The 23,378-nt window shown below is 49.0% G+C and carries 34 protein-coding genes and 1 pseudogene; 19 read left to right on the top strand and 16 right to left on the bottom strand.

Annotation, left to right across the window (positions count from 1 at the left end):
- Positions 1-278 (top strand): annotated as a pseudogene (locus tag NCN04_RS00735) (photosystem II D2 protein (photosystem q(a) protein)); the annotation flags it as partial.
- A complete protein-coding gene (gene psbC / locus NCN04_RS00730) occupies positions 262-1,650 on the top strand; it encodes a photosystem II reaction center protein CP43 (RefSeq protein ID WP_048346170.1) in 1,389 nt (462 codons plus the stop codon). The pseudogene NCN04_RS00735 and the gene psbC, both read left to right, overlap by 17 nt.
- Positions 1,651-1,751: 101 nt before the next feature.
- On the opposite strand, the gene NCN04_RS00725 is transcribed toward psbC, so the two are convergent.
- The gene (locus tag NCN04_RS00725; RefSeq protein ID WP_250394863.1) at positions 1,752-2,006 is read right to left on the bottom strand and encodes a hypothetical protein; all 255 of its coding nucleotides are present in this window, start codon (positions 2,004-2,006) and stop codon (positions 1,752-1,754) included.
- Positions 2,007-2,068: 62 nt separating this feature from the next.
- Positions 2,069-2,671 (bottom strand): Maf family protein, encoded by a 603-nt coding sequence (locus NCN04_RS00720; RefSeq protein ID WP_250394862.1) that lies wholly within the window; start codon positions 2,669-2,671, stop codon positions 2,069-2,071.
- 27 nt (positions 2,672-2,698) lie between these two features.
- Between NCN04_RS00720 and NCN04_RS00715 the strand changes: the two genes are divergently transcribed.
- From NCN04_RS00715 to NCN04_RS00695, 6 genes are all read left to right on the top strand, one after another.
- Entirely contained in the window at positions 2,699-3,139 is a 441-nt protein-coding gene (locus NCN04_RS00715) for an Npun_F0494 family protein (protein WP_245407268.1), read from the top strand.
- Complete coding sequence (locus NCN04_RS00710) at positions 3,136-4,662, top strand: cobyric acid synthase (protein ID WP_250394861.1); 1,527 nt, start codon at positions 3,136-3,138, stop codon at positions 4,660-4,662. The genes NCN04_RS00715 and NCN04_RS00710 overlap by 4 nt, the downstream gene beginning before the upstream one ends.
- A 96-nt stretch (positions 4,663-4,758) precedes the next feature.
- Positions 4,759-5,010 (top strand): 2Fe-2S iron-sulfur cluster-binding protein, encoded by a 252-nt coding sequence (locus NCN04_RS00705; RefSeq protein ID WP_048346159.1) that lies wholly within the window; start codon positions 4,759-4,761, stop codon positions 5,008-5,010.
- A 7-nt stretch (positions 5,011-5,017) separates the two neighbouring features.
- Positions 5,018-5,890: a DMT family transporter gene (locus tag NCN04_RS00700; RefSeq protein ID WP_250394860.1), complete on the top strand. Its 873-nt coding sequence runs from the start codon at positions 5,018-5,020 to the stop codon at positions 5,888-5,890.
- A 52-nt stretch (positions 5,891-5,942) separates the two neighbouring features.
- The gene (locus NCN04_RS10605) at positions 5,943-6,071 is read left to right on the top strand and encodes a hypothetical protein (RefSeq protein WP_006852183.1); all 129 of its coding nucleotides are present in this window, start codon (positions 5,943-5,945) and stop codon (positions 6,069-6,071) included.
- Positions 6,068-6,811 carry an MBL fold metallo-hydrolase gene (locus NCN04_RS00695; RefSeq protein WP_250394859.1) on the top strand — a complete coding sequence of 248 codons (744 nt, stop codon included), beginning with the start codon at positions 6,068-6,070 and terminating at the stop codon, positions 6,809-6,811. Before NCN04_RS10605 ends, NCN04_RS00695 begins: the two co-directional genes overlap by 4 nt.
- Positions 6,812-7,361: 550 nt before the next feature.
- Here the strand turns inward: NCN04_RS00695 and NCN04_RS00690 are convergent.
- The 6 genes from NCN04_RS00690 to NCN04_RS00665 form a co-directional block, all read right to left on the bottom strand.
- Positions 7,362-8,156, bottom strand: a complete 795-nt coding sequence (locus tag NCN04_RS00690) for a neuromedin U (protein ID WP_250394858.1) — start codon at positions 8,154-8,156, stop codon at positions 7,362-7,364.
- Positions 8,157-8,253: 97 nt separating this feature from the next.
- On the bottom strand, positions 8,254-9,246 hold the full coding sequence (locus NCN04_RS00685; RefSeq protein ID WP_250394857.1) for a helix-turn-helix domain-containing protein: 993 nt from the start codon (positions 9,244-9,246) through the stop codon (positions 8,254-8,256).
- A 189-nt stretch (positions 9,247-9,435) separates the two neighbouring features.
- Positions 9,436-9,885 (bottom strand): hypothetical protein, encoded by a 450-nt coding sequence (locus NCN04_RS00680; RefSeq protein ID WP_250394856.1) that lies wholly within the window; start codon positions 9,883-9,885, stop codon positions 9,436-9,438.
- The gene (locus tag NCN04_RS00675) at positions 9,837-10,250 is read right to left on the bottom strand and encodes a hypothetical protein (protein ID WP_250394855.1); all 414 of its coding nucleotides are present in this window, start codon (positions 10,248-10,250) and stop codon (positions 9,837-9,839) included. Before NCN04_RS00675 ends, NCN04_RS00680 begins: the two co-directional genes overlap by 49 nt.
- 115 nt (positions 10,251-10,365) lie before the next feature.
- The gene (locus NCN04_RS00670; RefSeq protein ID WP_250394854.1) at positions 10,366-10,941 is read right to left on the bottom strand and encodes a hypothetical protein; all 576 of its coding nucleotides are present in this window, start codon (positions 10,939-10,941) and stop codon (positions 10,366-10,368) included.
- A gap of 214 nt (positions 10,942-11,155) precedes the next feature.
- The gene (locus NCN04_RS00665; RefSeq protein WP_250394853.1) at positions 11,156-11,635 is read right to left on the bottom strand and encodes a hypothetical protein; all 480 of its coding nucleotides are present in this window, start codon (positions 11,633-11,635) and stop codon (positions 11,156-11,158) included.
- Positions 11,636-12,722: 1,087 nt separating this feature from the next.
- Here NCN04_RS00665 and NCN04_RS00660 point away from each other — a divergent pair.
- The 3 genes from NCN04_RS00660 (at position 12,723) to NCN04_RS00650 (ending at position 13,865) form a co-directional block, all read left to right on the top strand.
- Positions 12,723-13,382, top strand: coding sequence for a secondary thiamine-phosphate synthase enzyme YjbQ (locus tag NCN04_RS00660; RefSeq protein ID WP_250394852.1), 660 nt, complete (start codon positions 12,723-12,725; stop codon positions 13,380-13,382).
- 5 nt (positions 13,383-13,387) lie between these two features.
- Positions 13,388-13,612 (top strand): hypothetical protein, encoded by a 225-nt coding sequence (locus NCN04_RS00655; protein ID WP_250394851.1) that lies wholly within the window; start codon positions 13,388-13,390, stop codon positions 13,610-13,612.
- Between the two features lie 73 nt (positions 13,613-13,685).
- Positions 13,686-13,865 carry a hypothetical protein gene (locus NCN04_RS00650; RefSeq protein ID WP_048346154.1) on the top strand — a complete coding sequence of 60 codons (180 nt, stop codon included), beginning with the start codon at positions 13,686-13,688 and terminating at the stop codon, positions 13,863-13,865.
- Positions 13,866-13,884: 19 nt separating this feature from the next.
- Here NCN04_RS00650 and NCN04_RS00645 read toward each other — a convergent pair whose 3' ends face one another.
- Entirely contained in the window at positions 13,885-14,172 is a 288-nt protein-coding gene (locus tag NCN04_RS00645; RefSeq protein ID WP_250394850.1) for a hypothetical protein, read from the bottom strand.
- Between the two features lie 87 nt (positions 14,173-14,259).
- Between NCN04_RS00645 and NCN04_RS00640 the strand changes: the two genes are divergently transcribed.
- Positions 14,260-15,561: an MFS transporter gene (locus NCN04_RS00640; RefSeq protein WP_250394849.1), complete on the top strand. Its 1,302-nt coding sequence runs from the start codon at positions 14,260-14,262 to the stop codon at positions 15,559-15,561.
- Positions 15,562-15,593: 32 nt separating this feature from the next.
- On the opposite strand, the gene NCN04_RS00635 is transcribed toward NCN04_RS00640, so the two are convergent.
- Positions 15,594-15,773: a hypothetical protein gene (locus NCN04_RS00635; RefSeq protein ID WP_048346152.1), complete on the bottom strand. Its 180-nt coding sequence runs from the start codon at positions 15,771-15,773 to the stop codon at positions 15,594-15,596.
- A 128-nt stretch (positions 15,774-15,901) separates the two neighbouring features.
- Here NCN04_RS00635 and NCN04_RS00630 point away from each other — a divergent pair, with 128 nt between their 5' ends.
- Both NCN04_RS00630 and NCN04_RS00625 read left to right on the top strand, forming a co-directional pair.
- Entirely contained in the window at positions 15,902-16,084 is a 183-nt protein-coding gene (locus tag NCN04_RS00630; protein ID WP_250394848.1) for a hypothetical protein, read from the top strand.
- 55 nt (positions 16,085-16,139) lie between these two features.
- Positions 16,140-16,790, top strand: coding sequence for a TVP38/TMEM64 family protein (locus NCN04_RS00625; RefSeq protein WP_250394847.1), 651 nt, complete (start codon positions 16,140-16,142; stop codon positions 16,788-16,790).
- A gap of 137 nt (positions 16,791-16,927) precedes the next feature.
- Here the strand turns inward: NCN04_RS00625 and psaK are convergent, their stop codons facing one another.
- Both psaK and NCN04_RS00615 read right to left on the bottom strand, forming a co-directional pair.
- Positions 16,928-17,185, bottom strand: a complete 258-nt coding sequence (gene psaK, locus NCN04_RS00620) for a photosystem I reaction center subunit PsaK (RefSeq protein WP_250394846.1) — start codon at positions 17,183-17,185, stop codon at positions 16,928-16,930.
- A 95-nt stretch (positions 17,186-17,280) separates the two neighbouring features.
- A complete protein-coding gene (locus tag NCN04_RS00615) occupies positions 17,281-17,445 on the bottom strand; it encodes a hypothetical protein (RefSeq protein ID WP_250394845.1) in 165 nt (54 codons plus the stop codon).
- 32 nt (positions 17,446-17,477) lie between these two features.
- Between NCN04_RS00615 and NCN04_RS00610 the strand changes: the two genes are divergently transcribed.
- The 3 genes from NCN04_RS00610 to NCN04_RS00600 all read left to right on the top strand — a co-directional run bounded on the left by NCN04_RS00610 (position 17,478) and on the right by NCN04_RS00600 (position 19,825).
- On the top strand, positions 17,478-18,113 hold the full coding sequence (locus NCN04_RS00610) for a L,D-transpeptidase (protein ID WP_250394844.1): 636 nt from the start codon (positions 17,478-17,480) through the stop codon (positions 18,111-18,113).
- A 126-nt stretch (positions 18,114-18,239) separates the two neighbouring features.
- Complete coding sequence (gene gap, locus NCN04_RS00605) at positions 18,240-19,250, top strand: type I glyceraldehyde-3-phosphate dehydrogenase (RefSeq protein ID WP_250394843.1); 1,011 nt, start codon at positions 18,240-18,242, stop codon at positions 19,248-19,250.
- Between the two features lie 323 nt (positions 19,251-19,573).
- Positions 19,574-19,825 (top strand): RNA polymerase-binding protein RpbA, encoded by a 252-nt coding sequence (locus tag NCN04_RS00600; RefSeq protein WP_048346147.1) that lies wholly within the window; start codon positions 19,574-19,576, stop codon positions 19,823-19,825.
- 102 nt (positions 19,826-19,927) lie between these two features.
- On the opposite strand, the gene NCN04_RS00595 is transcribed toward NCN04_RS00600, so the two are convergent.
- Positions 19,928-20,143: a Nif11-like leader peptide family natural product precursor gene (locus NCN04_RS00595; RefSeq protein WP_011618809.1), complete on the bottom strand. Its 216-nt coding sequence runs from the start codon at positions 20,141-20,143 to the stop codon at positions 19,928-19,930.
- A gap of 897 nt (positions 20,144-21,040) precedes the next feature.
- Positions 21,041-21,340, bottom strand: coding sequence for a hypothetical protein (locus NCN04_RS00590; protein WP_048348059.1), 300 nt, complete (start codon positions 21,338-21,340; stop codon positions 21,041-21,043).
- A 317-nt stretch (positions 21,341-21,657) separates the two neighbouring features.
- On the opposite strand from NCN04_RS00590, the gene NCN04_RS00585 reads away from it, so the two are divergent.
- The gene (locus NCN04_RS00585; protein ID WP_250394842.1) at positions 21,658-21,846 is read left to right on the top strand and encodes a hypothetical protein; all 189 of its coding nucleotides are present in this window, start codon (positions 21,658-21,660) and stop codon (positions 21,844-21,846) included.
- A 321-nt stretch (positions 21,847-22,167) separates the two neighbouring features.
- Here the strand turns inward: NCN04_RS00585 and NCN04_RS00580 are convergent, their stop codons facing one another.
- A complete protein-coding gene (locus tag NCN04_RS00580; protein WP_245407266.1) occupies positions 22,168-22,320 on the bottom strand; it encodes a hypothetical protein in 153 nt (50 codons plus the stop codon).
- Positions 22,321-22,347: 27 nt separating this feature from the next.
- Positions 22,348-22,686, bottom strand: coding sequence for a hypothetical protein (locus tag NCN04_RS00575; RefSeq protein ID WP_048348058.1), 339 nt, complete (start codon positions 22,684-22,686; stop codon positions 22,348-22,350).
- A gap of 83 nt (positions 22,687-22,769) precedes the next feature.
- Between NCN04_RS00575 and NCN04_RS00570 the strand changes: the two genes are divergently transcribed.
- Positions 22,770-22,955: a hypothetical protein gene (locus NCN04_RS00570; protein WP_048346145.1), complete on the top strand. Its 186-nt coding sequence runs from the start codon at positions 22,770-22,772 to the stop codon at positions 22,953-22,955.
- Positions 22,956-23,378: the final 423 nt, after the last annotated feature.

Below are 23,378 nucleotides of genomic sequence, written 5' to 3'. Positions count from 1 at the left end.
TCTCCAACAAGCGTTGGCTGCACTTCTTCATGCTGTTTGTGCCAGTGATGGGCTTGTGGACCAGTGCCATCGGCATCGTCGGCCTTGCCCTCAACTTGCGTGCCTATGACTTCGTGTCACAGGAAATCCGCGCAGCAGAGGATCCTGAATTTGAAACCTTCTACACGAAGAACATTCTTCTGAATGAAGGTCTGCGTGCCTGGATGGCACCGGCTGACCAGCCGCACGAAAACTTCGTCTTCCCTGAAGAGGTTCTGCCCCGTGGAAACGCCCTTTAATTCCGGTCTTATCGCCACTGGCGGTAAAGACCTCGACTCCACCGGCTATGCCTGGTGGTCCGGTAATGCTCGTCTCATCAACCTATCTGGCCGACTGCTAGGTGCCCACGTGGCCCACGCTGGTCTGATGGTGTTCTGGGCTGGAGCCATGATTCTGTTTGAGGTGAGTCACTTCACCTTCGACAAGCCGATGTATGAGCAGGGTGTCATTTGCATGCCCCACGTCGCCACGCTCGGCTATGGCGTTGGTCCTGGCGGTGAGGTCACTGATCTCTTCCCCTTCTTCGTGGTGGGTGTTCTGCACCTCATCAGTTCTGCCGTGCTCGGCCTAGGCGGGCTGTACCACGCATTGCGCGGTCCCGAGATTCTGGAGAATTACTCCACCTTCTTCTCCCAGGATTGGCGCGACAAAAACCAGATGACCAACATCATCGGTTATCACCTGATCCTTCTTGGCGTTGGCTGCCTGCTTTTGGTCTTTAAGGCCATGTTCTTTGGCGGCGTCTACGACACCTGGGCCCCAGGTGGTGGAGATGTTCGTTTGATCACGAATCCAACTCTTGATCCAGGTGTGATCTTTGGTTATTTGTTCCGAGCTCCGTTTGGGGGCGAGGGCTGGATCATCGGTGTGAACTCCATGGAGGACATCATCGGTGGCCACATCTGGCTTGGCTTGACCTGCATCTTCGGTGGCATCTGGCATGTCATCACCAAGCCCTTCGGCTGGGTGCGACGCGCCTTCATCTGGAATGGTGAGGCTTATCTGAGCTACAGCCTTGGAGCTCTCAGCTTCATGAGCTTCATTTGTTCTGCCTTTATCTGGTTCAACAACACCGCCTATCCCTCAGAGTTCTGGGGACCAACCAACGCTGAAGCCTCTCAAGCACAGAGCTTCACCTTCCTTGTGCGTGACCAACGCATGGGCGCCAACATCGGTTCGGCCATGGGACCCACCGGTCTTGGTAAGTACCTGATGCGCTCCCCCACCGGAGAAATCATCTTTGGTGGTGAAACCATGCGTTTCTGGGACTTCCGTGGTCCCTGGCTCGAGCCCCTGCGTGGTCCGAATGGACTCAGTCTCGACAAACTCCAAAACGATATTCAGCCTTGGCAGGTTCGCCGCGCAGCTGAATACATGACTCACGCTCCTAATGCCTCACTCAACTCTGTTGGAGGCATCATCACCGAGCCCAACTCGGTGAACTTCGTGAACCTTCGCCAGTGGCTGGGTGCAGCCCAGTTTGTGCTCGCCTTCTTCTTCCTGGTGGGTCACCTCTGGCACGCAGGCCGCGCCCGCGCAGCCGCTGCTGGTTTCGAAAAAGGAATCGATCGTCAAGCAGAACCAACTTTGGCAATGCCTGACCTCGACTGATCATTCATTGATCTGGCTCAGCAACCCTCGCCTTGCGGCGAGGGTTTTTTTATTGGCAAAACAGAAACAGTGAGCGAGAAACGCAACCGGACAAGACAGGATCAGAAACCAACGTCCAATAGGGAATACCCTTTTGGTGCGCGACCCTTTTCTCCAGGAGCTGCAGGGGTCACTGTTAAAGATTCCGCCTCCCTCAGATCGTCTGAGGAGAACTTCATATCCTCAACACTGAGCTCACTGGATGCGTCTTGAGGCGTTGCATTAAAGGATTTTTGAAGGGGTTCAAAGGCAAACGCAGGCGCTACTCCGGCCGTGAGAATCAACACTGAAAAACAGCTGCAAAGCTGACGAGTCATAGTCCGGACAACGCAAGAGCTCTCTCTGATTTAGCTACTGCAAGAGGGAAATGACAACGGAATCAATGAAGCACTAACCAACGTCGCAACAGGGGAAGACTTAGGCCAATCACATTGGAATAACAGCCAGCCAGTTGCTCCACACAGCAGCCACCACGTCCTTCGAGGGCGAAGCCACCAGCACACTGCAAAGGCTCCCCTGAAGCCACGTAAGCCTCCACTTCCGCATCCGTGAGATTCGCAAACAGCACACGGGTGGTGACACATGTGCACTGCATCTCAGGAACTCGGCCGTCTCTTGTCAGTTCAAAGGATGGAGGCGTTAAACAGTGTCCGGTATGCAACTCAGCCCACTTCCCGCGCATCCGTTGCCAGCGCGCGACGGCCTCTGCCGCATCCACAGGCTTACCAAACACCTCGCCCTCAAACGCGAGCACCGAGTCACAACCGAGAACGGCCTTGATCGATGCGTTGAGCGCCGCGCTCTGCTCAACTTTCAGTTTCACGGCTGATGCCTTGGCCTCAGCCAATAACTGCACTAACTGAGCGGGATCAGGATGGTGAATCTGATCTTCATCCACACCGCTCACCATCACCTGATGGGGAATCTGAGCTTGCTCCAACAGACGGCGCCTGGCTGGAGACGCAGATGCCAACAGCAACACAACAAACCAGCAACCTCCATCAGTTTGATGCTGGTCCCAGCCACGCTCGGAGTGAAGCGGGAGGAGAATGAGTCACGAAGCGGCAAGGTCGTGACCTCATCCATCACCCTGGTATCGGTACGGGCCTTGAAACGGGCACGTCAGGCCATGCGCTGTCTGCCGTTTCGCCGAGCGTTCTATGACGAACTAGAACAGGAAGCCCGAAGCAGCACGCAGCTCAGCAGCCAACAAAACTGGATGGCCATTAGCCGAAAGCCTCTCTCACGCTCGAGCACAGAAGACGATCTGATCTGGCTCATTCAAGTGGGCGTTCTCCGCAGGGAAGTGGATGGCCAAGGGCTCACGGAGCGGGTGCGTCTCACTCCGATGGGACGAGACCTGCTCGATGATTGGGATGGCGAAATCCCCACTGCAGATGCTCTTCAAGTGATGCATCACTGGCTGCGCCGGCATCGGCCGCGTCTATGACCGCACAGCCTGCCCTCATGGTGTTGGGCACCTCAAGCGGTGCCGGAAAATCGTTAATGACTGCTGCGCTCTGCAGAGTGCTGCGCCGCAGAGGTGAAACACCCCTGCCCTTTAAGGGGCAGAACATGAGCAACAACGCATGGGTGGATCAGGCCGGAGGCGAGATGGCCTATTCCCAAGCTCTTCAGGCCTGGGCTGCTGGTTTGGAGCCTGAGTGCGCGATGAACCCTGTGTTGCTCAAACCTCAGGGCGACTCCACCAGTGAACTGATCCACCTCGGCCAAAGTGTGGGATCCGCTCGCGCTGAGCACTATTACCGCGACTGGTTCAAACCGGGCTGGACGGCGATTCGTCAAGGCTTAGATGTGTTGCAGAGCAACCATCCAGGCGGTCGCCTTGTGCTCGAAGGCGCTGGAAGCCCAGTGGAGGTGAATCTTCAGCGGCGTGATCTCACCAACCTGCGCCTCGCCCAATATCTACGGGCTCGTTGTGTTCTCGTCGCAGACATTGAAAGGGGAGGCGTGTTCGCGCAAATCGTGGGCACATTGAACTTGCTGCGCCCGGTGGAACGCCCTCTGATCAAAGGGCTATTGATTAATCGTTTTCGCGGCCGGCGTGAACTCTTTGATGAGGGTCAACGCTGGCTTGAAGCCCATACAGGCGTCCCGGTGTTGGGAGTGATGCCATGGCTGGATGAGCTTTTCCCCCCGGAAGATTCACTCGACCTCCTCGAACGACGCGGGCGCAAACGCAGCGCCGAACTCAACATCGCCGTACTCAAGCTGCCGTCCCTCAGCAACTTCTCTGATCTCGATCCGCTGGAAGCCGAACCCACCGTTCAGTTGCGCTGGGTCGCCCCGGGCGAGGAGCTTGGCTTACCAGATGCCGTGGTGATCCCAGGCAGCAAGCAAACCCTCCGCGACCTTGCCGCGATCCACAACAGTGGGCTTGGGGAAGCACTCCAGGCCTACCGCAAAGGCGGTGGCCACGTGTTTGGCATCTGCGGAGGCATGCAGATGCTGGGAGAGGAGCTTTGCGATCCCGAGGGCCTGGAAGGCGGTGCCCCATCCGGCAACAACAGTGAGGCAGGCCTAGGCCTTTTACCGCTTCGCACCGTGTTCTCTGCGGACAAGGCTCTACAGCAACGCAGCAGTGTGGCCCGATGGCCGCCTGGAGGCAGCGCTCTCAAACTCGAAGGATTTGAGCTGCATCATGGCCTCACCAGCGTCAACAAAGGCCCTGAAACCTGCAAACCCCTATGCCGTGATGATGAGCTGGGTTGGGTGAAGCCTTGCTCGGAGCATGGAGGACTGGTCGCAGGCACCTATCTCCATGGAGTGTTTGAAAGTGGCCCTTGGCGGCGACGCTGGCTGAATCAGCTGAGAGAGCGCAAGGGATTGCCACCGCTCAGTGAACAGCAACCGCATCACAGCCGGCAGCGAGACGCACTGCTTGATCGCCTCGCCGATGCCTTTGAGGAACACATCAATCTCGAGCCACTTCTGAACAGCTCAAACGATTGACCCCTTTGGATCTCGAAGGCTCGTTAGGCTGAATTCAATACTCAAGCAGTGGTTATTGCATCCGCCCAAGGGTGTCGTTTTGCCTGTAACGCCACTATGGAGAACAAGCAGTCGACGATCACAATCCAATGGCCCAATGGGAGCCAAAGCGATTGCTCCAAAGGCGATGACTGGCTCGGGGCTGCTCAAGCGGCAGGAGTTCACATCCCCACAGGTTGTCTCGGGGGCAGTTGTGGCGCCTGCGAAATCGAAGTGAATGGTCAAACGGTGCGTGCCTGCATCAGCACGGTGCCGTCTTCAAGCTCCGGATCCCTTTCCGTGGAATTCGCCACAGATCCCTACTGGTGATTCAGTCATGGGCGTGATCGCAGGGTTGCTTGCAGCGCTGGGTTGGACGCTGGCCAGCAGCCTTTGGCGTGGCCTCTCCACCTCACTGACAGCCATCGAACTCAATGGGCTCAAGAACTTCATCGCCTGTGCCTTGCTACTTCCAGTGCTCTTGTTCCTGCCATGGACACACGCGAGCCAAGCACTGCTCTGGCTATTAATCAGTGGTGGACTCGGCATCTCCTTAGGAGACAGCTTTTATCTGGCAGCCCTCCGTCGTCTAGGCACAAGACGCACACTCACGGTTGAGTCGCTTGCACCCTTGATCGCAGCCCTCGGCGGCCTTGTCGTAATGGGCGAACGCATTGAAGGACAAGCTTGGCTAGGCGCCGCAATGGTGTCCGTTTCGGTTTTGGTGGTGGCGCGTCAGAGTCCACCGGACGGCACGCGCGAGCGAGATCGCACTCGCAACGTGCAATGGCAGGGGATTGTGTTTGCCCTACTCGCCGTGTTGTGTGGCGTCAGCGGAGCAGCCGTCTCTCGCAGCATTTTAATCAGCACGGATTTAACGGCATGGCAAAGCGCAGCCACGCGCCTGCTGGGAGGGCTAATGCTCTTGCTGCCTTGGCTGCGGCTCCGCACGCTGTTTCCCAAACCTCAACCGAGCCAAAGACGCTGGCCAAGAGTGCTCTTGGCCACGGTGCTCGGCACCAATGTGGGGATCGTGTTGCAGCAAGTGGTGTTGAAGCAACTACCACTCGGTATCGGCATCACAGTGCTCAGCACAGCACCAGTCATGGCGTTGTTCTTGGCAGCACCGGAAGGCGATCATCCCCATGCCGGTGGAGTGTTCGCATCTCTCCTGGCGGTGAGCGGAATCGCCTTGGCCGTTCTCTCCTAACTCGCGGGATAAGCCAACGCCCTTCTACGGTTCAGCCAATGACAGAACGTTCATGAAAGCGCGCCGCTTGGTTCCACTGATCGGTTCCGTTCTTGCCCTTTTGGCCATGGTGGCCTGGATCGGGGAGATCGATCTGGGCCTCGATGAATCGCTGCAGACGCCACCCACGGAACAGTCATGAGGTCTCAAGCAACCTATTACGGAGCCAATGGCTGGCTACTAGAGATTGATGGACTGCGTGTCTTGGTTGATCCATGGCTTTGCGGATCTCTAGTGTTTCCGCCTGGCTCGTGGTTTTTAAAGGGAGTCCTACCCCAACAATTCCCAATACCAAGTCAATTGGATCTCTTGCTGCTGACCCAGGGGCTACCGGATCATGCTCATCCAGAGACCCTTAAAGAGTTGCCGAAGTCGCTACCTGTTGTCGGATCAGAGTCGGCAGGACGCGTCACAAAACGCCTGGGCTTTGAAAACATCACACAGCTTCGACCTGGAGAGTGCAAAGAGTTCAAAGGGCTAAAGATTCGAGCAACAGCAGGGGCCGCCGTGCCGAATATTGAGAATGGATACCTACTCTTTTGGTCAACTGGCTCACTCTATCTGGAGCCTCATGGAGTACTCGATCCTGAAATCGAAAGCAGGAAAGTTGATACGCTGATCACACCAACAGTTGACCTTGGCCTGCCGCTTCTAGGGGCATTCATCACTGGAGCAACGGTGATGCCCGATCTAGTCAATCGATTTCAACCACAAACAATTTTGGCCAGCACAACAGGTGGGGATGTCGAATTTAGTGGAGCCATTAGTCACATTTTAAAAGCCGAGGGAACCACGGCAGCCCCAGAAGAGATACCAAAAACATGTTCATTGATAACTCCACAAGTTGGGAAACCCATCCCACTTACGAAAGGCTCGAATTAAAAATCAGCAAAGAAAAAGATTATCTCCGACATGGCGGAGACGAGAAAATACGTGCAGGATTACTACCAAAAACCGCCAAACCAACCGTGACTGATCAATCCTGATCAAGCTTCTGAGTAATTGCATTACAGCAGAAGCAACCGAAGCAGTTGCAAATACAACGCAAAATCAACGAGAGATCAGGCCAAAAGCCAGTTTGCGCAAAAGACTCAATGGGAAGCCTCTGACTATGTAACAACTTCCACGAAATACCAATACAGTTTAGATTGACGAGTGGCATTATGGCTTCATATCTTCAGGGAGCACTGTTATGTGGATAGGGCGTATCCTACTTTTAGGAGTTGGATCCTCATACATTGCAGGTTGGTTCCTGAGTGCGAAAGCTCACCGCAACTATGTTGCTAGATGGATGAAAGCATTACGCAAAACAACAGGATGGATGCCACGAGGAAAATACAAGCTCAGAAGATTTGGCAAACGTACTTTTCGGGCAACCCTCAGGAAAACAAATAAGCAAAGAAGTGAATAATCAACAAAAGCCAAAAGGCATTTATTTTCCTGAAGAAGCAGAGGTTAAATCAGGAATAGCAATTTGAACTTGAGCACGAATTGTCCAATCACCTAGAAGACTTTCTCCACCATCAAACTCAGCTTTGATAGCGTTATAGTAGGCTTCCAAAGATATCAGGGCCTGAGTACTGCCAGAAAGCTTGATGCTCCGGCCTATGCCTCCACCAATAGGCAAGGTCCAGGCTTGATCCAAGTTAAAATCTGCAGTGATTATTGGCGAACTGAGCAAATACCAATCCTTATCGAACTGATAGCGAAGGATTGGCTGCGCCACAAGATTATTGAGGTCCTCATTAGTACTGCGATTGCTAACACCCCATATTTGTCTAGCACGCACACCTGTGGTCCACCGTCCAAATCGTTTAAAAGCCATGACTGCAGGACCGACACCGAGCTGATTGCTTCCAACATTGTTGTCAATCGAAACTGCAAACGAGGGACCAATGCCGATGGCTGAGTTTTGACCGGTATTTGGAACAAAGAAAAAGCTGGGATTGATGGAATCAAGACCGGCTTTATTCCTTTCATCAAAGCCGATAACACCTGGCTGCTGAGTAACTGGATTGAATCCAAGAAGTGGATCTGCACTTGGCTTATTGATAAAGCGCATCACAGTGCGTGTGACCACAGTCAAGTCGTCTGAAAGCTTGAAGGGTATAACTGGCTGAAATTTCAAAATTTGCAGCGTTTTATCTGGCTTGGCGTCACTGTCAATAACACGCGGCGCCCACTGCGTATTAGGAATTGTGTTCCACTCAAACCATAAACGACTCACTCCAGTGAAAGGATTGACTTGCTGCGATTGAGCTTCTGCAGGGAGTACAAAACAGAAACTTGAAAAGAGAGTGCTAATAAAAGCCCTGGTCAGTTGTCTAAAATTTTTTCTCACTATCACGACGAGCAACAAGGGTTTGACGGGGAGTCTCTAAAAACTGCTGTTTATAATATCGAGTAAAATGGGAACGACCAGCAAAACCAAAATAATTAGCAATATCAATCACACCATCAAGATTGTTTTGTATGCAAAACTCTGTATCCAGAAGGGCGTGTCTAACCTGATGCAAACGCACAGATCTAACGACCTCCACAGGAGACATCCCAAATTTTTCTTTGCATCCATTAAAGAGTGATGACCTGGATTGATGAAGCAACATCGATAAGTCTTGAATTTCAAAGGCAATCCGTGGGGAATTGCTTGTCATAGAAAGAACCTTCATAGCCGCCTCATGTCGCTCTTTTCTACCGATGACGATGCCAAGTTTTCTACTTTGATTATCAACAAAACACTCGATCAAAGTTGACATGATTTCATTTTCGAGATGTTGTGCCGTGAACGGAGCTCCCAGAGAGGAACTAGCTGAAAAAAGTTGTTTAAGCATTGGAGCGAGTCTCGAAGAAACAAGCTCGCTCGTAAAAACATTATAGCGATCAAAAAATTCCCTCAAATCTAGGCAACGGTACTGACGCAAAACAAACGAAAGGTATTTAACCGGAACAACAATTGAACACAGACGAGAGTAAGAATTCATATGCAAATCAAGATCTTTCAACGAGGAGTTAAATCCAAATATTGCAGGCCTTGAAAGACTGACGCCCTGAGCAACAACCGACGAAGAAGACGGCCTGAAAGAAAGATCAATCGTAAAAGTTAATTTACCGAGCGAACGATTAGCACAAATAGCGATTTCCTTATTACTCTCAATCAAACAAAGACGAATATTCGGCAACGGAAAGACTTTAACCAAACCTTTAATAAAGCCTCTCTCCAAAGGTAAAACACAAGCATCTTTCAATTGCCTGTCCAAAACAGAGGCGAAATCAACCGTACTATTAATGTTCAGAGAAAGTGGGCTTAACTGTTGCACGGAAAAAACAGACTCATTAATACATTAGCAGATTCTGCATAAAGAACAAGCTTGCTGGCGGATAGAGCTCAATGATCAGAGCATTTCACGCGAAAATCGTTCAGCACGTTACAAAGTCCTGTCAATGCAAGCAAGTCCACAGTGACATCCAATCAATTCAAAAAGATGTGTTCAGGTCGAAGACAATATCTATTTTTTTAGTAATAATTTTCTGATATCTTTGAGCAGCAACGATAGATCTTCATCTGATAAAAGCCCTTCTTGACGAAGGGTCGTCGCTAATTCTATTTTTTTATTAGCTATCGATAATTCATAGGCTTCATCGCAGTTTCGCGAATTTCTCGTATGCAGAGGAATGGTAATTGCAGCTCCAAACGCATAACCACCTCCTGCTCCTGCATAGTTTTGCCCTATTAATGAATCTTGAATCACTTCGTCTTGACGTTCAGAAGACCCACCATAAATATTGAAAGTCGCTGGTGTTCCATCCTCGCTGGAACATCGAGTCCCATCAGGAAGGTCAACCTCAAATCGAGCACCACGTAGATTTTGGAAGGTGAGACCTGTTAAATCTCCTAGAGGCAATTCGTCTATAGGCGAAAATTCAACCTGCGCGCGCGCAGTATGCGTTGATAACACGAGCGCGTTAAAACAGTTAATTGTGAACCAGAAGCAGAACGCGATTTGTTTTGCGAATCTTTTTCGGTGATACAAATCCATAATGGACCGGGATTGAGAGAGGATGTGGGGATACTGAGAACAACACGCCTTGCTCGACTGTCACGCAGGAATAGTCTTGGAGGATTAACGCGAACACCTTCAATTTTTTCACCAGGAACATTACCCTCAGTATTCTTAAATGCTTCAACCGAATATTCTCCTGGTTCTGAGTTCACTAAAAACGCTTGAGTGCGAACAACAACACGACTTCCCAAGCTTGGGGTTATCGTTTTGTTATTAGGATTCAAGCCTAATGCAGCGGCAAAAAAAAGAGTTGAAAGCATGATTGGCAAACAATTTAAAAGAATTTTATAGCGAGAGGATCTCCACGTATTGGCAAAATAATCATGGCTTGCTGTTGCCTATATATCTTAAGTCGTTTAGAAGGTTTATGCATTATCATGAATCCAAGCAAGTTAACACAACATCAAATTGATACACCTCGTAAGGATAGGAATTTCTCAACGTTGCTGAAACAGTAAGCGTGACGTCATTTTGCTGCCCCACAACATAATCGTTTTCAATGAGCTTGGAGCTTGGAATAATCGTAGCAATAGGATCATTGCCCAAAGAACTTGATGTGGCATTTTGAATATATCTATTGGTTGCCAATGAACGCAGCCAAACGCCTCGAAAGCTCACAGTACGAGGAACCAGCACAGAGTTAAGTGTTACCCCTAACCGCGGAACCTTATTGGATTCAATCGATAGCGGCTCGGATGTACCCATGAGAAGACCAGTTCCACCGACACCAGGTTGATCGTTATTGCGTGTGTATGACATTTCCACGTTGTCACTACCACCTGAAAATTCGCATGAGAATGGAACCGTGCCTGAAAATGTTGCTGGTAATTGTATGGCTGCAGAGCCAACTTTTGCATCCAAAGCAAACATCGAGAATATAATCGTCAAGGCAAGCAATCCCTTTTTAGGGGATATGACCTGCGAGCAATATGTCAACGCTGCTTGATCCATCAAAGCTGGTTTAAGACACAAAAAGGTTTCTTCAAGAAGGGTGCATAGTCACCAAAATTTAAAGCACCAATCTTAATTTGACTAGCAAACTTTGTCGGCGTGATGCCTAGATATGTCCAAAAAAGAGCCTTTGCATTTTACAAAGGCTCTTTGAGACAACTAAATCGTTGTTTTTAGAGCCAAGGGTTAATTAAATCAAGCCCAATGGTTCAAATCAAGATTCCAACGTTGTGAGTGTGACTGTGTATGAATAACTTCCCGGTGCAGAGGCACCGGTTGACGTCAATTCGATCGTGACGTTTTCTGTTGCATTAGCCGAATTACTAAGTGCCTCTGAGCCAGAAGGGCCTTCACCGCTGACCGCAATTTCTTCTCCTTCAGAATCCAACAACCTTGCTGAATTTGTAGTAGTGGCTGGATTAGCCCCGGCTGCTTCAACTGCACCCAATTGAACATTTGTATTGGCAAAGTTACACTGAATGCCAATATTGTTAGATTCTCCTGACAATGTGCCGCTGGAAGCTGAATCATACGACAGTGCGACACTGTCTTGAGCAGCAGTTGTGTAAGAGCAGTTACCAGGAACAGAGCCAGTAAACGTTGTGTCTTGTGTGACTTGGGCAAAAGCTGCCGCAGGCATCAGACCCAGTCCAATGGCTGGGATGGCGGCAATTGAAATACGTTTGAAATTCATGGATAGAGTCCATCTTCCCCATCAGTTTGGCTTTCTGAGAATCACCTAAGCACTTTCTGAGGAATTAAGGAGACCGTAGGGCCTTTGCCCTAAAAAAAATGGGCTCATGAGCTTGAACATATGGGCTCATTTGACAAGTCGGTGGGACGCGTTGAGATGGGATCGTTTGCGCCCCATACGCGCTCCACTGTGCTTTCTCGAGTCCTGGCCCCTTGAGTCTTCGTCATGTATTTGCAATCTCCATTGGCAGGAGTTGGTGGGCGTCGCTAGGAACACTCAGCCTGTTGATTGCTGGCCCACAGAATTCGGTTCAGAGCAAGGTACTCGTGACCTTCCACGGGTCCGTGCCAGCCAGATGTGAGCGAACAGTTCATCAGAAGCTAAGAGCTCACAGTTTTGCCTTGGCTGATAAAACTGCGCGTGTCACCGGACTTAAGCATGCGAGACATCGCTTTGATTTCAGCGGGTCCAACGACATGAAGCACAAGGTTCGTACGAGGAGTCGGACCAAAAGGCTTCGGCTTTTTGAACCGATCGCATCAAGACTGCCAACTCGTCTTCATAGGTCTCCATTCAAAGGATTCAAAGTGGTTAAACACAAAGATCAAGAATGGAATAAGGATCAAAAAACTGATCGTTTTGATCATGACGCATCAAAACCGCCGACCCGTCTTCGCAGGTCTCCATTCAAAGCGTTCAAAGTGGTCAAACACAAAGATCAAGAATGGAATAAGGATCAAAAAACTGATCGTTTTGATCATGAGGCATCAAAACCACCGACTCGCCTTCACAGGTCTCCATTCAAAGCGTTCAAAGTGGTTAAAAAACACATCTCACATCATCGAGATGGAAGCACCAAAGGCCGGCACAAAAGATTGACACATCTTTGCCTCTTTTATTAGATCACAGACTTCGGTTTGAGCAAGTTAGCTAATACGAATACTCAACTTGAATAACTTTCCAATGTTAGTCCAACATGCATGTGAATCTTAGAAGGGTAGTGGCTCCTTCTCTTCGCGCTGATTCCCAAAATCAGCTTTCCCTCTCTGTTCTTTACTGCTAAACAGTTAACAGGCGTAGGCGACTCTTGAAAGTACTGGCTGGAACTGTTCAGGCCCTAGAGGAAATCGCGGTTCAGACGCAAGGGCAAGGTTTTTCAAACATTACGCCTCTGGTCAATGACTTTGTGGCAAGAAGTGGGATCACAACAGGACTTCTCTCCCTGTGCCTCCAGCACACCAGCTGCAGCATGACGATCAACGAAAACGCAGATCCACGCGTTCTCAAGGATTTAGCCGCGTGGATGGAGGCTGTCGTCCCACAGGACGGGAAAGGACCAGCGGACGCCCAAGGCCAGCGGCGACGTTATCTCCATGACGATGAAGGGGATGACGACATGCCTGCTCACATCAGAACGGCACTCACCAGTCAGACCATGACGCTCAGCGTTCACAACAGTCGCTTGCTACTGGGCACCTGGCAAGCGGTGTATCTCTGGGAGCATCGCCAACTCGGAAGCAGAAGGCGCATCGCATGCCACTTGATCGGAGAGAAGCAAGCAACCTCAACACAGGCAGCCACAACACAAACAGCCAGCAACCAAACCCTGCTCAACCTGCGCAACGCAACGCGACTGAATCAACAAATTCAAGACCGAATTCATCCCGAAGCCTGGGCTGAGGATGGTGGAAATCCAACCGATGTTGACCTGTTGATCGACAGATTGCATGACATCAGCGACAGCTGATCCAATTGAGCGCACAGTTCTTCGTCTCAGACGCTACTGCAGATCTGAAGCGCTCTCATCACCATGGGGACAAAGAGGCTGGGGTCGCTCAAGTGATTGGACTGAGAAGGCTTTATTGCATCCGAAACGGAGTGTTTTTGTTAGTTGACGTGCCAGCGTTAGACGTCGACAGCAAAAAATCAGAACTGATTCTGCAAGGCTGGCTGATCGAAGACGAGATCCCCGTGTAGGGCCAACAAGGATGGGATATCCACAACTGGGCAACCTTAGACGTCAAGCTGGAAGAACATCGTTTAATCAAACATGGAACCGATCACTTGGCTGATCATCACCTGGGCCACCTATGGAGCCCATCGCACCACTGCAGCCTTAGAAAAAGTTCCCCAAGTTTCAAGAGATCAGTGCGAAGCTAACGCCGCATTGATTAAGGCATGGCAGCCCAAAGCAAGCACCCTTTGTATTGAAGGAGTGGCCTTGCCCTAATCAGCTTGCAGATTCGTGATTAACGACGGGCAATTCCTCGCCCACCGCCAATCAAACCAAAATCAATTAACAAACCAATCCCTACTATTAAGAGTCCACTAAATGAACTGATTCCGCCATAGGAAGCACTCGCCCAGCAGTACCCCAAGGTGGTGGTGGGGAACATCACCAAACCAATCAAGGGTGCAACAAAATCCGGAAGAGGTAAGTCACTGAAAGGGCCGAGAACAAAGGGCGCATTCACAAACCACAGCAGAATCAGTATCAACCTGGGAACGAATAGACCCAGAGCAGCCAGGAGACACATCAGCGTGAGGGAGTTTTGACCTCTCTTAGCAAAGGGAGTTCAAACTTGCTCGATCGTCCAATGTGGAGATTCGGGGCAGCTGAGTTGATGCAGACACAACACGGGAATGGATCGAGACCGCCGTCGAGAGCGAGGGTCTTAATCGCCGGCCTGATCGGAAACGTGATGGAGTGGTACGACTTTGCCCTCTATGGCTACTTCGCTACGGTGATTGGCCAACAATTCTTTCCATCAAACAACCCAACGGCGTCATTGATTGGAGCCTTCGGGGCCTTTGCTGCCGGATTCATCGTCCGTCCACTTGGTGGGGTTGTGTATGGACGCATCGGCGACTTGGTCGGACGACGACGAGCCCTAAGCCTGTCGGTGATGGCAATGGCGATCCCAACCGTGGCGATGGCTTTTTTACCCACCCATGCCCAGATCGGCATTGCTGCGCCGATTGCAGTGGTGCTTTTACGCCTGCTTCAGGGAATTTCAGCAGGAGGTGAGTACACAACCTCGATTATTTTTCTTGCTGAGGCAGCTCCAGATCGGCAACGGGGCTTCTACAGCATTTGGGGGCTCTGGGGATCAGTCTTGGGAATGTTGATGGGTTCGGCCTTTGGTGATCTGCTCACGAGAACCCTCACACAACCACAACTCGATGCTTGGGGTTGGCGGGTGGCCTTTGCCCTGGGCTCTTTAGTTGCCCTAACAGGAGTCATTATTCGCCAGGGCGTCGGGGAAGACGATGCATCCGCAACAACAAAGACCCCGCTGACATCAACGTTGGGAGTTCACCGACGATCCTTCCTCAGAGTCTTAGCGCTAAACATTGCCAGCAGCGTTGGTTTTTATGCGGTCTATGTCTACTTAGTGACCTACGTCGAAGTGGTGGATGGCATAGCAGACAGCGTGGCTTTGAGCCTGAATACGGACGTGATGGCTGTGTTGCTGCTGCTATACCCAATCACAGCCTGGCTCTCAGACCGGATCGGCAGGAGAGCGTTATTAATGAGTGGTGCAGCCCTGCTCTGTGTTGGAGCGATTCCATTCCTGCAACTGATTCACAGCCAAGACCCGCAATTGATCGTTCGAGGAGAACTGGGATTCACGCTGGCGATTGCCCTCGTGGATGGTGGCAAAGGCCCAGCCAACGTGGAACTGATGCCAGCGGAAGTGCGCTGTACGGGGACAGCCTTGGCTTACAACCTTGCTGAGGGTTGGTTTGGTGGAACAACACCATTGATTGCCGCTGTGCTGGTTGCTTGGGCCAGCGGCAATCCAATTTATTTAGGGATCTGGGTGGGCCTCAGTGGACTTTGCACGTTTGTGACGGCTGCCTTCTTCACGCGAGAGACAGCGTTCAAGCCCTTACTGAAACAAGCTCAAACTCAACCGACCTGAGAGGGGTCAAGCTGGACAGCACGGGCCAATGCTCAGGCTGCCAAGAGTTGTTGGTCCTCAACCTCATCAAGATCGAGAAAATCCTGACCTGCCTCGATGTCATACAGCTTGTAAAGAGCCATGGCGGCCTCCGCCCAAGATTCGCTTTCGACAGATTCCAGAAGCTGCTGGAAGACCAGAACATTGACCACTTCGAGATCAGTCGAATCCATAGGGACAGCGCAGTTGCCGGAAAGGTAACGCTGAAAAAGCAATCAAAATCAAAGCAATCCCAAAGAAAAGCTGTGGATCAGAGCGAGCGACATGTCAAAGCACGGACAAACATCGGATTGGAGATGACATGGCTGAGAACGAACAACAGGAACGTACCCCGGTGTCAGGAGGTCCCAGGACGCATGCATCAGGCGCTAAACAAGCGGATCGCAATCATATAAAAAGCAGTCATCACTTAAAAATCACAAACAAAAAAGCAAACACCCACAAGAAACTGCATCAACTTATTCCACATCAAGCGGAAAATTGACAACAGCGAGAGAACAATGCAAAGGTGAAGAACGAACAAATTCAATCAGTATTACGTGCAGCGACTACGCAAAATCATTGGGATCAGCACTGTTGTTGCCCTTGTCATTGTTCTTCTCCATCTCGCACACACCCATGCCCTGGAACCCCTGCGCGCTCAGGTTGAGAGCATGGGTGTATGGGCACCACTTGGAATCGTGGCACTTAGGGGAATCAGCATTCTCCTTCCAGCCTTACCGAGTTCGGTATATTCGCTGCTTGCCGGGGCACTCCTAGGATTTGAAACAGGCCTCATCACCATCTATATAACTGATTTAGTGTTTTGCCAGATCGCATTTCTTGTTGCAAAACGGTACGGGCAGGAACCAGTCAAAAAACTGGTAGGGACAAAAGCAAGCCAACGAATTCAGAACTTTAATCAATCCCAACTCGAAGGAAATCCCTTTTTCTTAACGGGACTATTGATGACTGGTTTGTTTGATTTTGTGAGCTATGCAGCTGGTCTTAGCGGAACAAAGTGGAAGGTATTTACTACAGCACTTATTGTCAGCGTCACCCTAAGTGACCTACCAATCGTGGCTCTAGGAGCTGGGGTCTTTAGCGGTGGCAAATCAATGCTAATTATCGCTTCTCTAGGGGTGTTTGCACTGGCAATTATTGCTGGAATGGTAAAAAAATATCAAAAAAAAGGCTCTAGAGAGCACTAATGATCAATATAATATTTTATTAAAAAATGGACCAGAGAAAAAACTAAACCAGAAGAACTCATCAATGGAGGACATCATCAATGGAAACCGTCTTCTGGACTATGCATCTGATCCAATAAAGATCAAAAAGTAACGAACTAAAGCAAACCTATAGCACCAACCCCGAGAATGACTCCAAAGCCAATGACATGACCAAGACTGGTGGTAGCGAGTAAAGCCTCTAAACCCAAACCACCAAAGAATTTAGGATTAGGAAGTTGAGTTCCTTCCCCAGCCTGAAAGATTTTTGCACCAAGAAAGATAGCAATAATGTTACATACCACCATTAAGAGACCCACCTTGGGCGACCAACTGAAGGTTTCAGGAGAAGCAACCGCGAAAAGGTAAGAAGCCATTGTTAAAAATGAAGATGACTCATCATCAGGCCAATTGCATCATTTGAAACAATTTCGTAAAAAGGCTTCAAATAGACGATGTGCAAACAGTGCCTCTAGTCATCACCACTCGACATTCCACGGCGAACAAGAGACTGGGTGAGGGCCAACAGACCGAGCAAAAAAGCTGCCGCAATCAGAAGCTTCAAATCCAAAACATTCAGAACATGCTCATCTTTGCAGGCGGAGGAAACAAACCTCGCCATGATGAGGAAAATCATCAAAAAAGATCATGCGCTTAGCACAGATGCTGATGGTCACAACATCAGCACTCATGCTTTCAGGATGCATGCACCAACAGCAAACAACAAAAGTCTCATCACAAGCCGAGGGCTCCATCGAAATCGAGCTCAATCAAGTGTTCCCACAACAAAGCAAAGGCAAAGCCAAAAGCGATGGCAAAGAGATGGTATTCGAGGTGGGCTATGGAAAAAATGGAGTTGGCTGTATAGGTAGCACCTTTGAGGAAGGCATTACACCACTCGGAACATTTAAAGTCAATGCAATTATGAGCAAAGATAGATTCGAAATGGATGAAGGACTGATCAAAAAATCAGGGAGAACGAAAGGCTATCTGGCTAAAAATTTATTCAACAACATGAATTCAATAGACTTTAAAGGTGATGGAGAAACAGGTGAGTATGGATCTGGCTATATCAGCCTCACACCAGTGCCCTCATCACCTCAACCATTTAATTTTAACGAATATGATGGAACTTACCGCTGGTATAGCTTTGCGATTCATGGAACTAATGACGAAACACGCATCGGTCAACGCATAACAGGTGGATGCATCAATATGAACAACAGAGATATCAATCAACTCATCAAGACTGTCAATCTAGGAGATGAAGTACTCGTAACATCAAACAAGCCATGCAACAGCTAGGAGCAACATCCATTGAGCCAAAACAATGATGCTGAGTGATAATACTCAATCACATGTGAGCATCTTCCAATACGGAGATGCAGAAGCATGCAAAAGCACTATAACTAGTTTTTAGGATTCCCACCCATGACCATTCGTATTGGTATCAATGGGTTTGGCCGTATTGGCCGCTTGGCTTTTCGCCAGGCTGTGTCTAGGGACGATGTTGAAGTGGTAGCAGTAAACGATTTAATCGACGTTGATTACCTCGCCTATCTACTTCGATACGATTCAACACACAGACAATTCCAAGGTGATGTGAGAGTCGAAGATAAAAATCTGATTGTTAATGGGAAATTAATCCGTATCACTGCTGAACGAGACCCCAAGGAACTGAAATGGGGTGAAATCGGTGCTGATTACGTGCTTGAGAGCACTGGCTTTTTCCTGACAGATGACAAGGCGAGAGCACATATCGAGGCTGGAGCAAAACGAGTGGTGATGAGTGCACCCTCAAAAGACGAAACTCCCATGTTTGTGATGGGTGTGAACCATAAAGATTACCAAGGCCAGGAAATCGTATCGAATGCAAGCTGCACGACAAACTGCCTTGCACCACTTGCAAAAGTAGTCAACGATAATTTTGGCATCGTAAGTGGATTAATGACAACAGTCCACGCAACAACAGCAACTCAAAAGCCTGTCGATAGTCCATCACTTAAAGACTGGAGAGGAGGACGAGGCGCCGGGCAAAGTATTATTCCAAGCTCAACAGGAGCTGCAAAAGCTGTTGGGCGGGTAATTCCTGAATTAAACGGAAAACTCACAGGGATGGCATTCAGAGTGCCAACTCCTGACGTCTCAGTGGTTGATCTCACAGTCAATCTGGAAAGGTCAACCAGTTACGAGGAGGTAAAAGCTGCAATGAGAGAAGCTGCAGAAGGGGAATTAAAAGGAATTCTCGGCTACACCAACGACCAAGTTGTCTCCAATGACCTGCTCGGCGACAGTGCAACATCTGTCTTTGATGCCGGTGCGGGAATGGCTCTGAATGATCGATTCATGAAACTCGTTGCCTGGTACGACAATGAGTGGGCCTACAGCTGCAAATGTATTGATCTTATCAAGCATATGGAAACCTCAACAGACTCAAAATAGCGACGCATCAGTCAACAAGAATCATTCCCGTCGACCCAAGTCTCACTTTCTATCAGACTGGAATGAGCAAACACATTAGAAAACATATCATCGAACAGAGAATAGAAAGCAGCCTCTAAGCACTCATAACTCCAATAAGAAGAGAGAAGTGGTGAAACAATTAAGTTGAAGCTTGACAGCCTAAATCAACTTTATTTACAATCGTACCCACTCAGAGTTTCAGGAGAGATGCTTGAAGAGCGAATGGAGAGTCAATGAGCACACGTTCCACAAAAAACACGCAAAACTAGCTCTAGATCACCAATGAGTATGGAGAACAAACCATGACAGATATCCCTGATTTCAATTCGTCTACAGAAAAAAGAGCTCGGTTTGGAAAAGTCTTTTCAACAAGAGTAGAAAAGCTGATTGAGGATCTCCAAGCAATGGCAAAGACTGCAAATTTAGAAATTTACGAATTTGACGACGAATTGGTCAAAAAACTATTCATAGAACTAGCCAAACGCTTTAGAGCCACAGCACATCGTTTCGGAATTGAATTCGAGATTAGTATTGACGGAGAATCAATAGAATAGGCGAAGAATTCAATAAAAGCCTGCCTCTTGTTGCACTCAAGAATCATCCAAAGCCAAAGACAGTCGATACATAAAGCCTATAGACCAACTATCAATTGCGAATTAGTTGTATTCACCAGGCGTTTCTTGCTTAGAGACTGTAACGCGTCCAACTTTTTTTCCCGATTGTCGTAGCAACTCATCTCCGGAAAACTCATAACCTAAATTGGCAGCAATTTTCGCCACATCGTCAGCTGTCGAAGCCGAAAGAACCGTGGATTTCAAGGCCTCATCGTCTTGCATCTTGACGAGAAATGCCCTGAGTTGATCAAGAGCCATAGGGGAAAACCTTATTACGCCAGGCGAGCACGCCATGGAAAAATGATAAAAAGGCAAGTCAGTGACAGGCCGAAGAGCGACAACACCAACAAGACCCAATACTAAAGAAAAAATTAAGCCGAATTGATTTTCATGAAGGAAAGGTGCCCCTATTGAAATAGTATCTTACTTTCAACACATTCAAAGATGCGTTGGACATGAATTCTCTCGACAATGCACCGTCCTGTTTCATGCATTGGTGCGTGCAGAAGGTTACATCCAGTCTCTATTCAGTTTCCGCAACGACCAATGGGGTTCATTACGATCACGTTGGTAACTTCCGGTCCGTGAGCGAAGCCCATATCGCTGGACGGCGCTATGCAGCCACACAATCTCATCATCACCATAAGTGGGCTTAGAAGAATAGAAAACAGTCACGCTATTCGCATGATTGACAAAGACCAATTATTGAAGGCTATATACATAGAATCGTCAAAGAGCAGTTGTGAGCAAGAGAAAGACTTACATTGACCTCGAAAGCATTCCAACGTCTTCTTTCATCAATCATCGATTGGACCAAGCCTGTGTCGCCTACGCTTCAAGGCTTTGCGTAACCATGGCACAACAATGAAATCCATGATCGCAAAGCTAACGAGACAAGGCAGAAATCCCTTCCCAATCAATTGACAGATAAGTCTTGATCCGTCAATTTGACAAATCACTAACTCTGCAAACCAATAGATCGCGATCTTAATCAGAAAGCTTCTAAGCGGTGACAACAAAGCGGCATGCTGTGAAGCCATCATGCATTAAGAATTCATATCACGCTAACGCGTCAAAGGAGACTTGATGGGGAAGACAAGGAGATGAGTATCACCAGAAACGACTTGAATCGCGGAGATTGTTCACACCATCAAGCTAGTCAACGAATAACGAAAGATGGCGATCATCAACTTCAATCATTTCCTCCTCATCTTGATGGAACCAGCATCCATACATCAGATTGATGATCCGACTGACGTCAAGATCACGGTCTGCAACCTCCTGCCAGAGTCGTCGAGATAACTCCCGATCATCCAACTTGAACTGCGCTTGGACCAGGCTCCTGGTGATTGAAAAATAGGTCTGACGGTCATTTCGCGAACGACATTCAGAGGCAGCACCAACGGACATCAGTAAAGACTGAGTCTGAGAACCGGAAATCGCAGCTTTGGTCATGAAGATTCTCCAAATTTCGAAGATGCAGGCAGGCAGCACGCCTAGTGGAAACGACCGCCAGACTCACCCGTTGATACCAGTTATGTGCCTGTTGACAGGGACATAACGTCAGATGCCTTGACTGAAGACTCAGGTGGAGTGTCGTCTTTCGAAGCGCCTCCGATCTGACTTCCTATAGTTTGTGTCAATCACTACCTACTGGCATCGGTGTAATAGCTCATTGCCAAATCAGCAAAACCATCCAAGGTTGAAGCCTGTGATAGCGGTGGTTCTGATGCCAACCGATCAACACCCGTCAGCAATCTCCGCAAGAATCCATGAATGACCACGAGCAACTCCTTGAGGGATTAAAAAAAGTACTGAACATCGCCAAAGCCAATGGCAACAAGCTGTTCATCGAAAATATCGAACGAGATATAAAAGCCCTCGAAGCAGGTGAAGAATCTCCAATCATCAAAGAGTATCTAACCCCAGAGGAGAGGATATCGAACGACTGCAGAGACTAAACCCTAAAAATACACAAGGCAATAAAATACACGTAATAGCCTAAGCTTTAGCCTTGCAATCTAATGCTATCAACATCAACCGAGGATCAACATCATTACTGCCTTGGCTTTTTACTAATATCGCCAAAATCATCATCGTTAGGTTGTAAAAACTGCCAGACCACAGGGATTGTCAAAACAATCACGAGGCCAATGGTCGCAAGAATAGCGACTGTGTAATCTCCCAAAATTGAATGCCCGTGGGGTCAGAGCATAAAGGGTCTTACGCGTGATCACAACGCCTAGAACCTCTCAAGGGTCAAGGCCAAACGCCCATGGGGATCAAGGTCGGACTGGCTGCGACTGAGGGGAAGGAACTTGGCGGTTGCGAGGATCCTGGTCATTTCTCCAGGGAGTGAACATCACAAAATTTCCAAGCACAAGACCAGCCGTAATGATCAAGGCAGCAACCTGCTCAACTTTCTCAATACGCATGCAACGACCTTGATATTTGAGCTGTCATCAACGACTTGCCGATGAGTCTTCACTGAAATTGACCACAAGGTCACCATCTCCATCGCGTTCAATGACAAAGCGAAACCCATTCACGAAGCCAGACCACTCCCCTTCTTCAGGCTCTGCACTCTCTCCCGACTGCTCCGATACCTTGGCTTCAAACAATGTGAAAAACACGTGTGCTGCCACCTCAGCAGCTTGAACAGTATCCATATCGTCAAGATCATGGGCGGCCACCGAGCAGCCCTCCAACAGCTCTGGATCAATCACGATTCCCTCTCCCAAATCAGAGATCAACGCTTTAAGAGCATCGTCCTGCATCGCGGCCATCACAAAGTGTTCCATCAAACTCGTCACCAGGACGTTGGTCAAGGCCGCAAGGCTCCACCCAGTGCAATTAGCATCAAGCCCATATTGATGGAGAGAGAATGCGTTTCGTCTACTTCAGTGTGCTGTTTGCGACCGCGTATTGGTTTTTGGTTTCTCTCGTGCGCTTGATTCTTGCCAAACGCAACGTCAACGTGATCATTGAGACACCCGAAAGGAGTGCAAACGTGAATGCACTCGAGCGAGCATGGGCAGCAGAGACACCAGAAGCGGAAGAAGAGGATTAGGGATGAATCTTCAATCTTGCATTCAATCCACTTGCACACAATCAGAATACATTAAACATAACCAAGAAGCTTAATATTGTCCATTCAAAGACATATGCATTTCCAAATCTAGAACCACTTAGCAAGATGTGTATCAATACATTGACTGACCTAATCACAGCTCAAAGCAGTCGGATTCGTCTCTTCAGCTCGTTCCACACTTAACGGCGCACCAAGATGACAATCAGGCACCCACCTTTTGCCTGAAGAATTCCCCCAAGACGAATTAAGTTACTGGATTAGCTGAGACCATCAAACGCTGCTGTTCTCCATAGCCTCGCTTTGAATGATGATGACAAATTTGTCTCAAGTCTGAAGGGTATCTGTGAAACTATGCATTACTTGAATCATTTCGCCATGCAGGAATGGACTGACGAGTTCATC

It is taken from the genome of Synechococcus sp. MU1655 (assembly GCF_023630655.1).
Lineage (GTDB): Bacteria > Cyanobacteriota > Cyanobacteriia > PCC-6307 > Cyanobiaceae > Synechococcus_C.
The sequence above is the reverse complement of the archived record's forward strand: the minus strand, read 5'-3'. Positions and strand labels throughout refer to the sequence as shown.

Bases quoted from the DNA above. Each gene is read 5' to 3' on its own strand.
- gap (WP_250394843.1), top strand. From the start codon at position 18,240: ATGACCATTCGTATTGGTATCAATGGGTTTGGCCGTATTGGCCGCTTG.
- NCN04_RS00585 (WP_250394842.1), top strand. From the start codon at position 21,658: ATGAATGACCACGAGCAACTCCTTGAGGGATTAAAAAAAGTACTGAAC.
- NCN04_RS00635 (WP_048346152.1), bottom strand. From the start codon at position 15,773: ATGGATTCGACTGATCTCGAAGTGGTCAATGTTCTGGTCTTCCAGCAG.
- NCN04_RS00600 (WP_048346147.1), top strand. From the start codon at position 19,574: ATGACAGATATCCCTGATTTCAATTCGTCTACAGAAAAAAGAGCTCGG.
- NCN04_RS00715 (WP_245407268.1), top strand. From the start codon at position 2,699: ATGCTGGTCCCAGCCACGCTCGGAGTGAAGCGGGAGGAGAATGAGTCA.
- NCN04_RS00725 (WP_250394863.1), bottom strand. From the start codon at position 2,006: ATGACTCGTCAGCTTTGCAGCTGTTTTTCAGTGTTGATTCTCACGGCC.
- NCN04_RS00610 (WP_250394844.1), top strand. From the start codon at position 17,478: ATGGTCACAACATCAGCACTCATGCTTTCAGGATGCATGCACCAACAG.
- NCN04_RS00570 (WP_048346145.1), top strand. From the start codon at position 22,770: ATGCGTTTCGTCTACTTCAGTGTGCTGTTTGCGACCGCGTATTGGTTT.
- NCN04_RS00710 (WP_250394861.1), top strand. From the start codon at position 3,136: ATGACCGCACAGCCTGCCCTCATGGTGTTGGGCACCTCAAGCGGTGCC.
- NCN04_RS00675 (WP_250394855.1), bottom strand. From the start codon at position 10,250: ATGCTTTCAACTCTTTTTTTTGCCGCTGCATTAGGCTTGAATCCTAAT.
- NCN04_RS00695 (WP_250394859.1), top strand. From the start codon at position 6,068: ATGAGGTCTCAAGCAACCTATTACGGAGCCAATGGCTGGCTACTAGAG.
- NCN04_RS00575 (WP_048348058.1), bottom strand. From the start codon at position 22,686: ATGGAACACTTTGTGATGGCCGCGATGCAGGACGATGCTCTTAAAGCG.
- NCN04_RS00590 (WP_048348059.1), bottom strand. From the start codon at position 21,340: ATGACCAAAGCTGCGATTTCCGGTTCTCAGACTCAGTCTTTACTGATG.
- NCN04_RS00650 (WP_048346154.1), top strand. From the start codon at position 13,686: ATGGAACCGATCACTTGGCTGATCATCACCTGGGCCACCTATGGAGCC.
- NCN04_RS00615 (WP_250394845.1), bottom strand. From the start codon at position 17,445: ATGATTTTCCTCATCATGGCGAGGTTTGTTTCCTCCGCCTGCAAAGAT.
- NCN04_RS00630 (WP_250394848.1), top strand. From the start codon at position 15,902: ATGGCTGAGAACGAACAACAGGAACGTACCCCGGTGTCAGGAGGTCCC.
- NCN04_RS00645 (WP_250394850.1), bottom strand. From the start codon at position 14,172: ATGTGTCTCCTGGCTGCTCTGGGTCTATTCGTTCCCAGGTTGATACTG.
- NCN04_RS00700 (WP_250394860.1), top strand. From the start codon at position 5,018: ATGGGCGTGATCGCAGGGTTGCTTGCAGCGCTGGGTTGGACGCTGGCC.
- NCN04_RS10605 (WP_006852183.1), top strand. From the start codon at position 5,943: ATGAAAGCGCGCCGCTTGGTTCCACTGATCGGTTCCGTTCTTGCCCTT.
- NCN04_RS00595 (WP_011618809.1), bottom strand. From the start codon at position 20,143: ATGGCTCTTGATCAACTCAGGGCATTTCTCGTCAAGATGCAAGACGAT.
- NCN04_RS00580 (WP_245407266.1), bottom strand. From the start codon at position 22,320: ATGCGTATTGAGAAAGTTGAGCAGGTTGCTGCCTTGATCATTACGGCT.
- NCN04_RS00705 (WP_048346159.1), top strand. From the start codon at position 4,759: ATGGAGAACAAGCAGTCGACGATCACAATCCAATGGCCCAATGGGAGC.
- psaK (WP_250394846.1), bottom strand. From the start codon at position 17,185: ATGGCTTCTTACCTTTTCGCGGTTGCTTCTCCTGAAACCTTCAGTTGG.
- NCN04_RS00665 (WP_250394853.1), bottom strand. From the start codon at position 11,635: ATGAATTTCAAACGTATTTCAATTGCCGCCATCCCAGCCATTGGACTG.
- NCN04_RS00670 (WP_250394854.1), bottom strand. From the start codon at position 10,941: ATGGATCAAGCAGCGTTGACATATTGCTCGCAGGTCATATCCCCTAAA.
- NCN04_RS00640 (WP_250394849.1), top strand. From the start codon at position 14,260: ATGCAGACACAACACGGGAATGGATCGAGACCGCCGTCGAGAGCGAGG.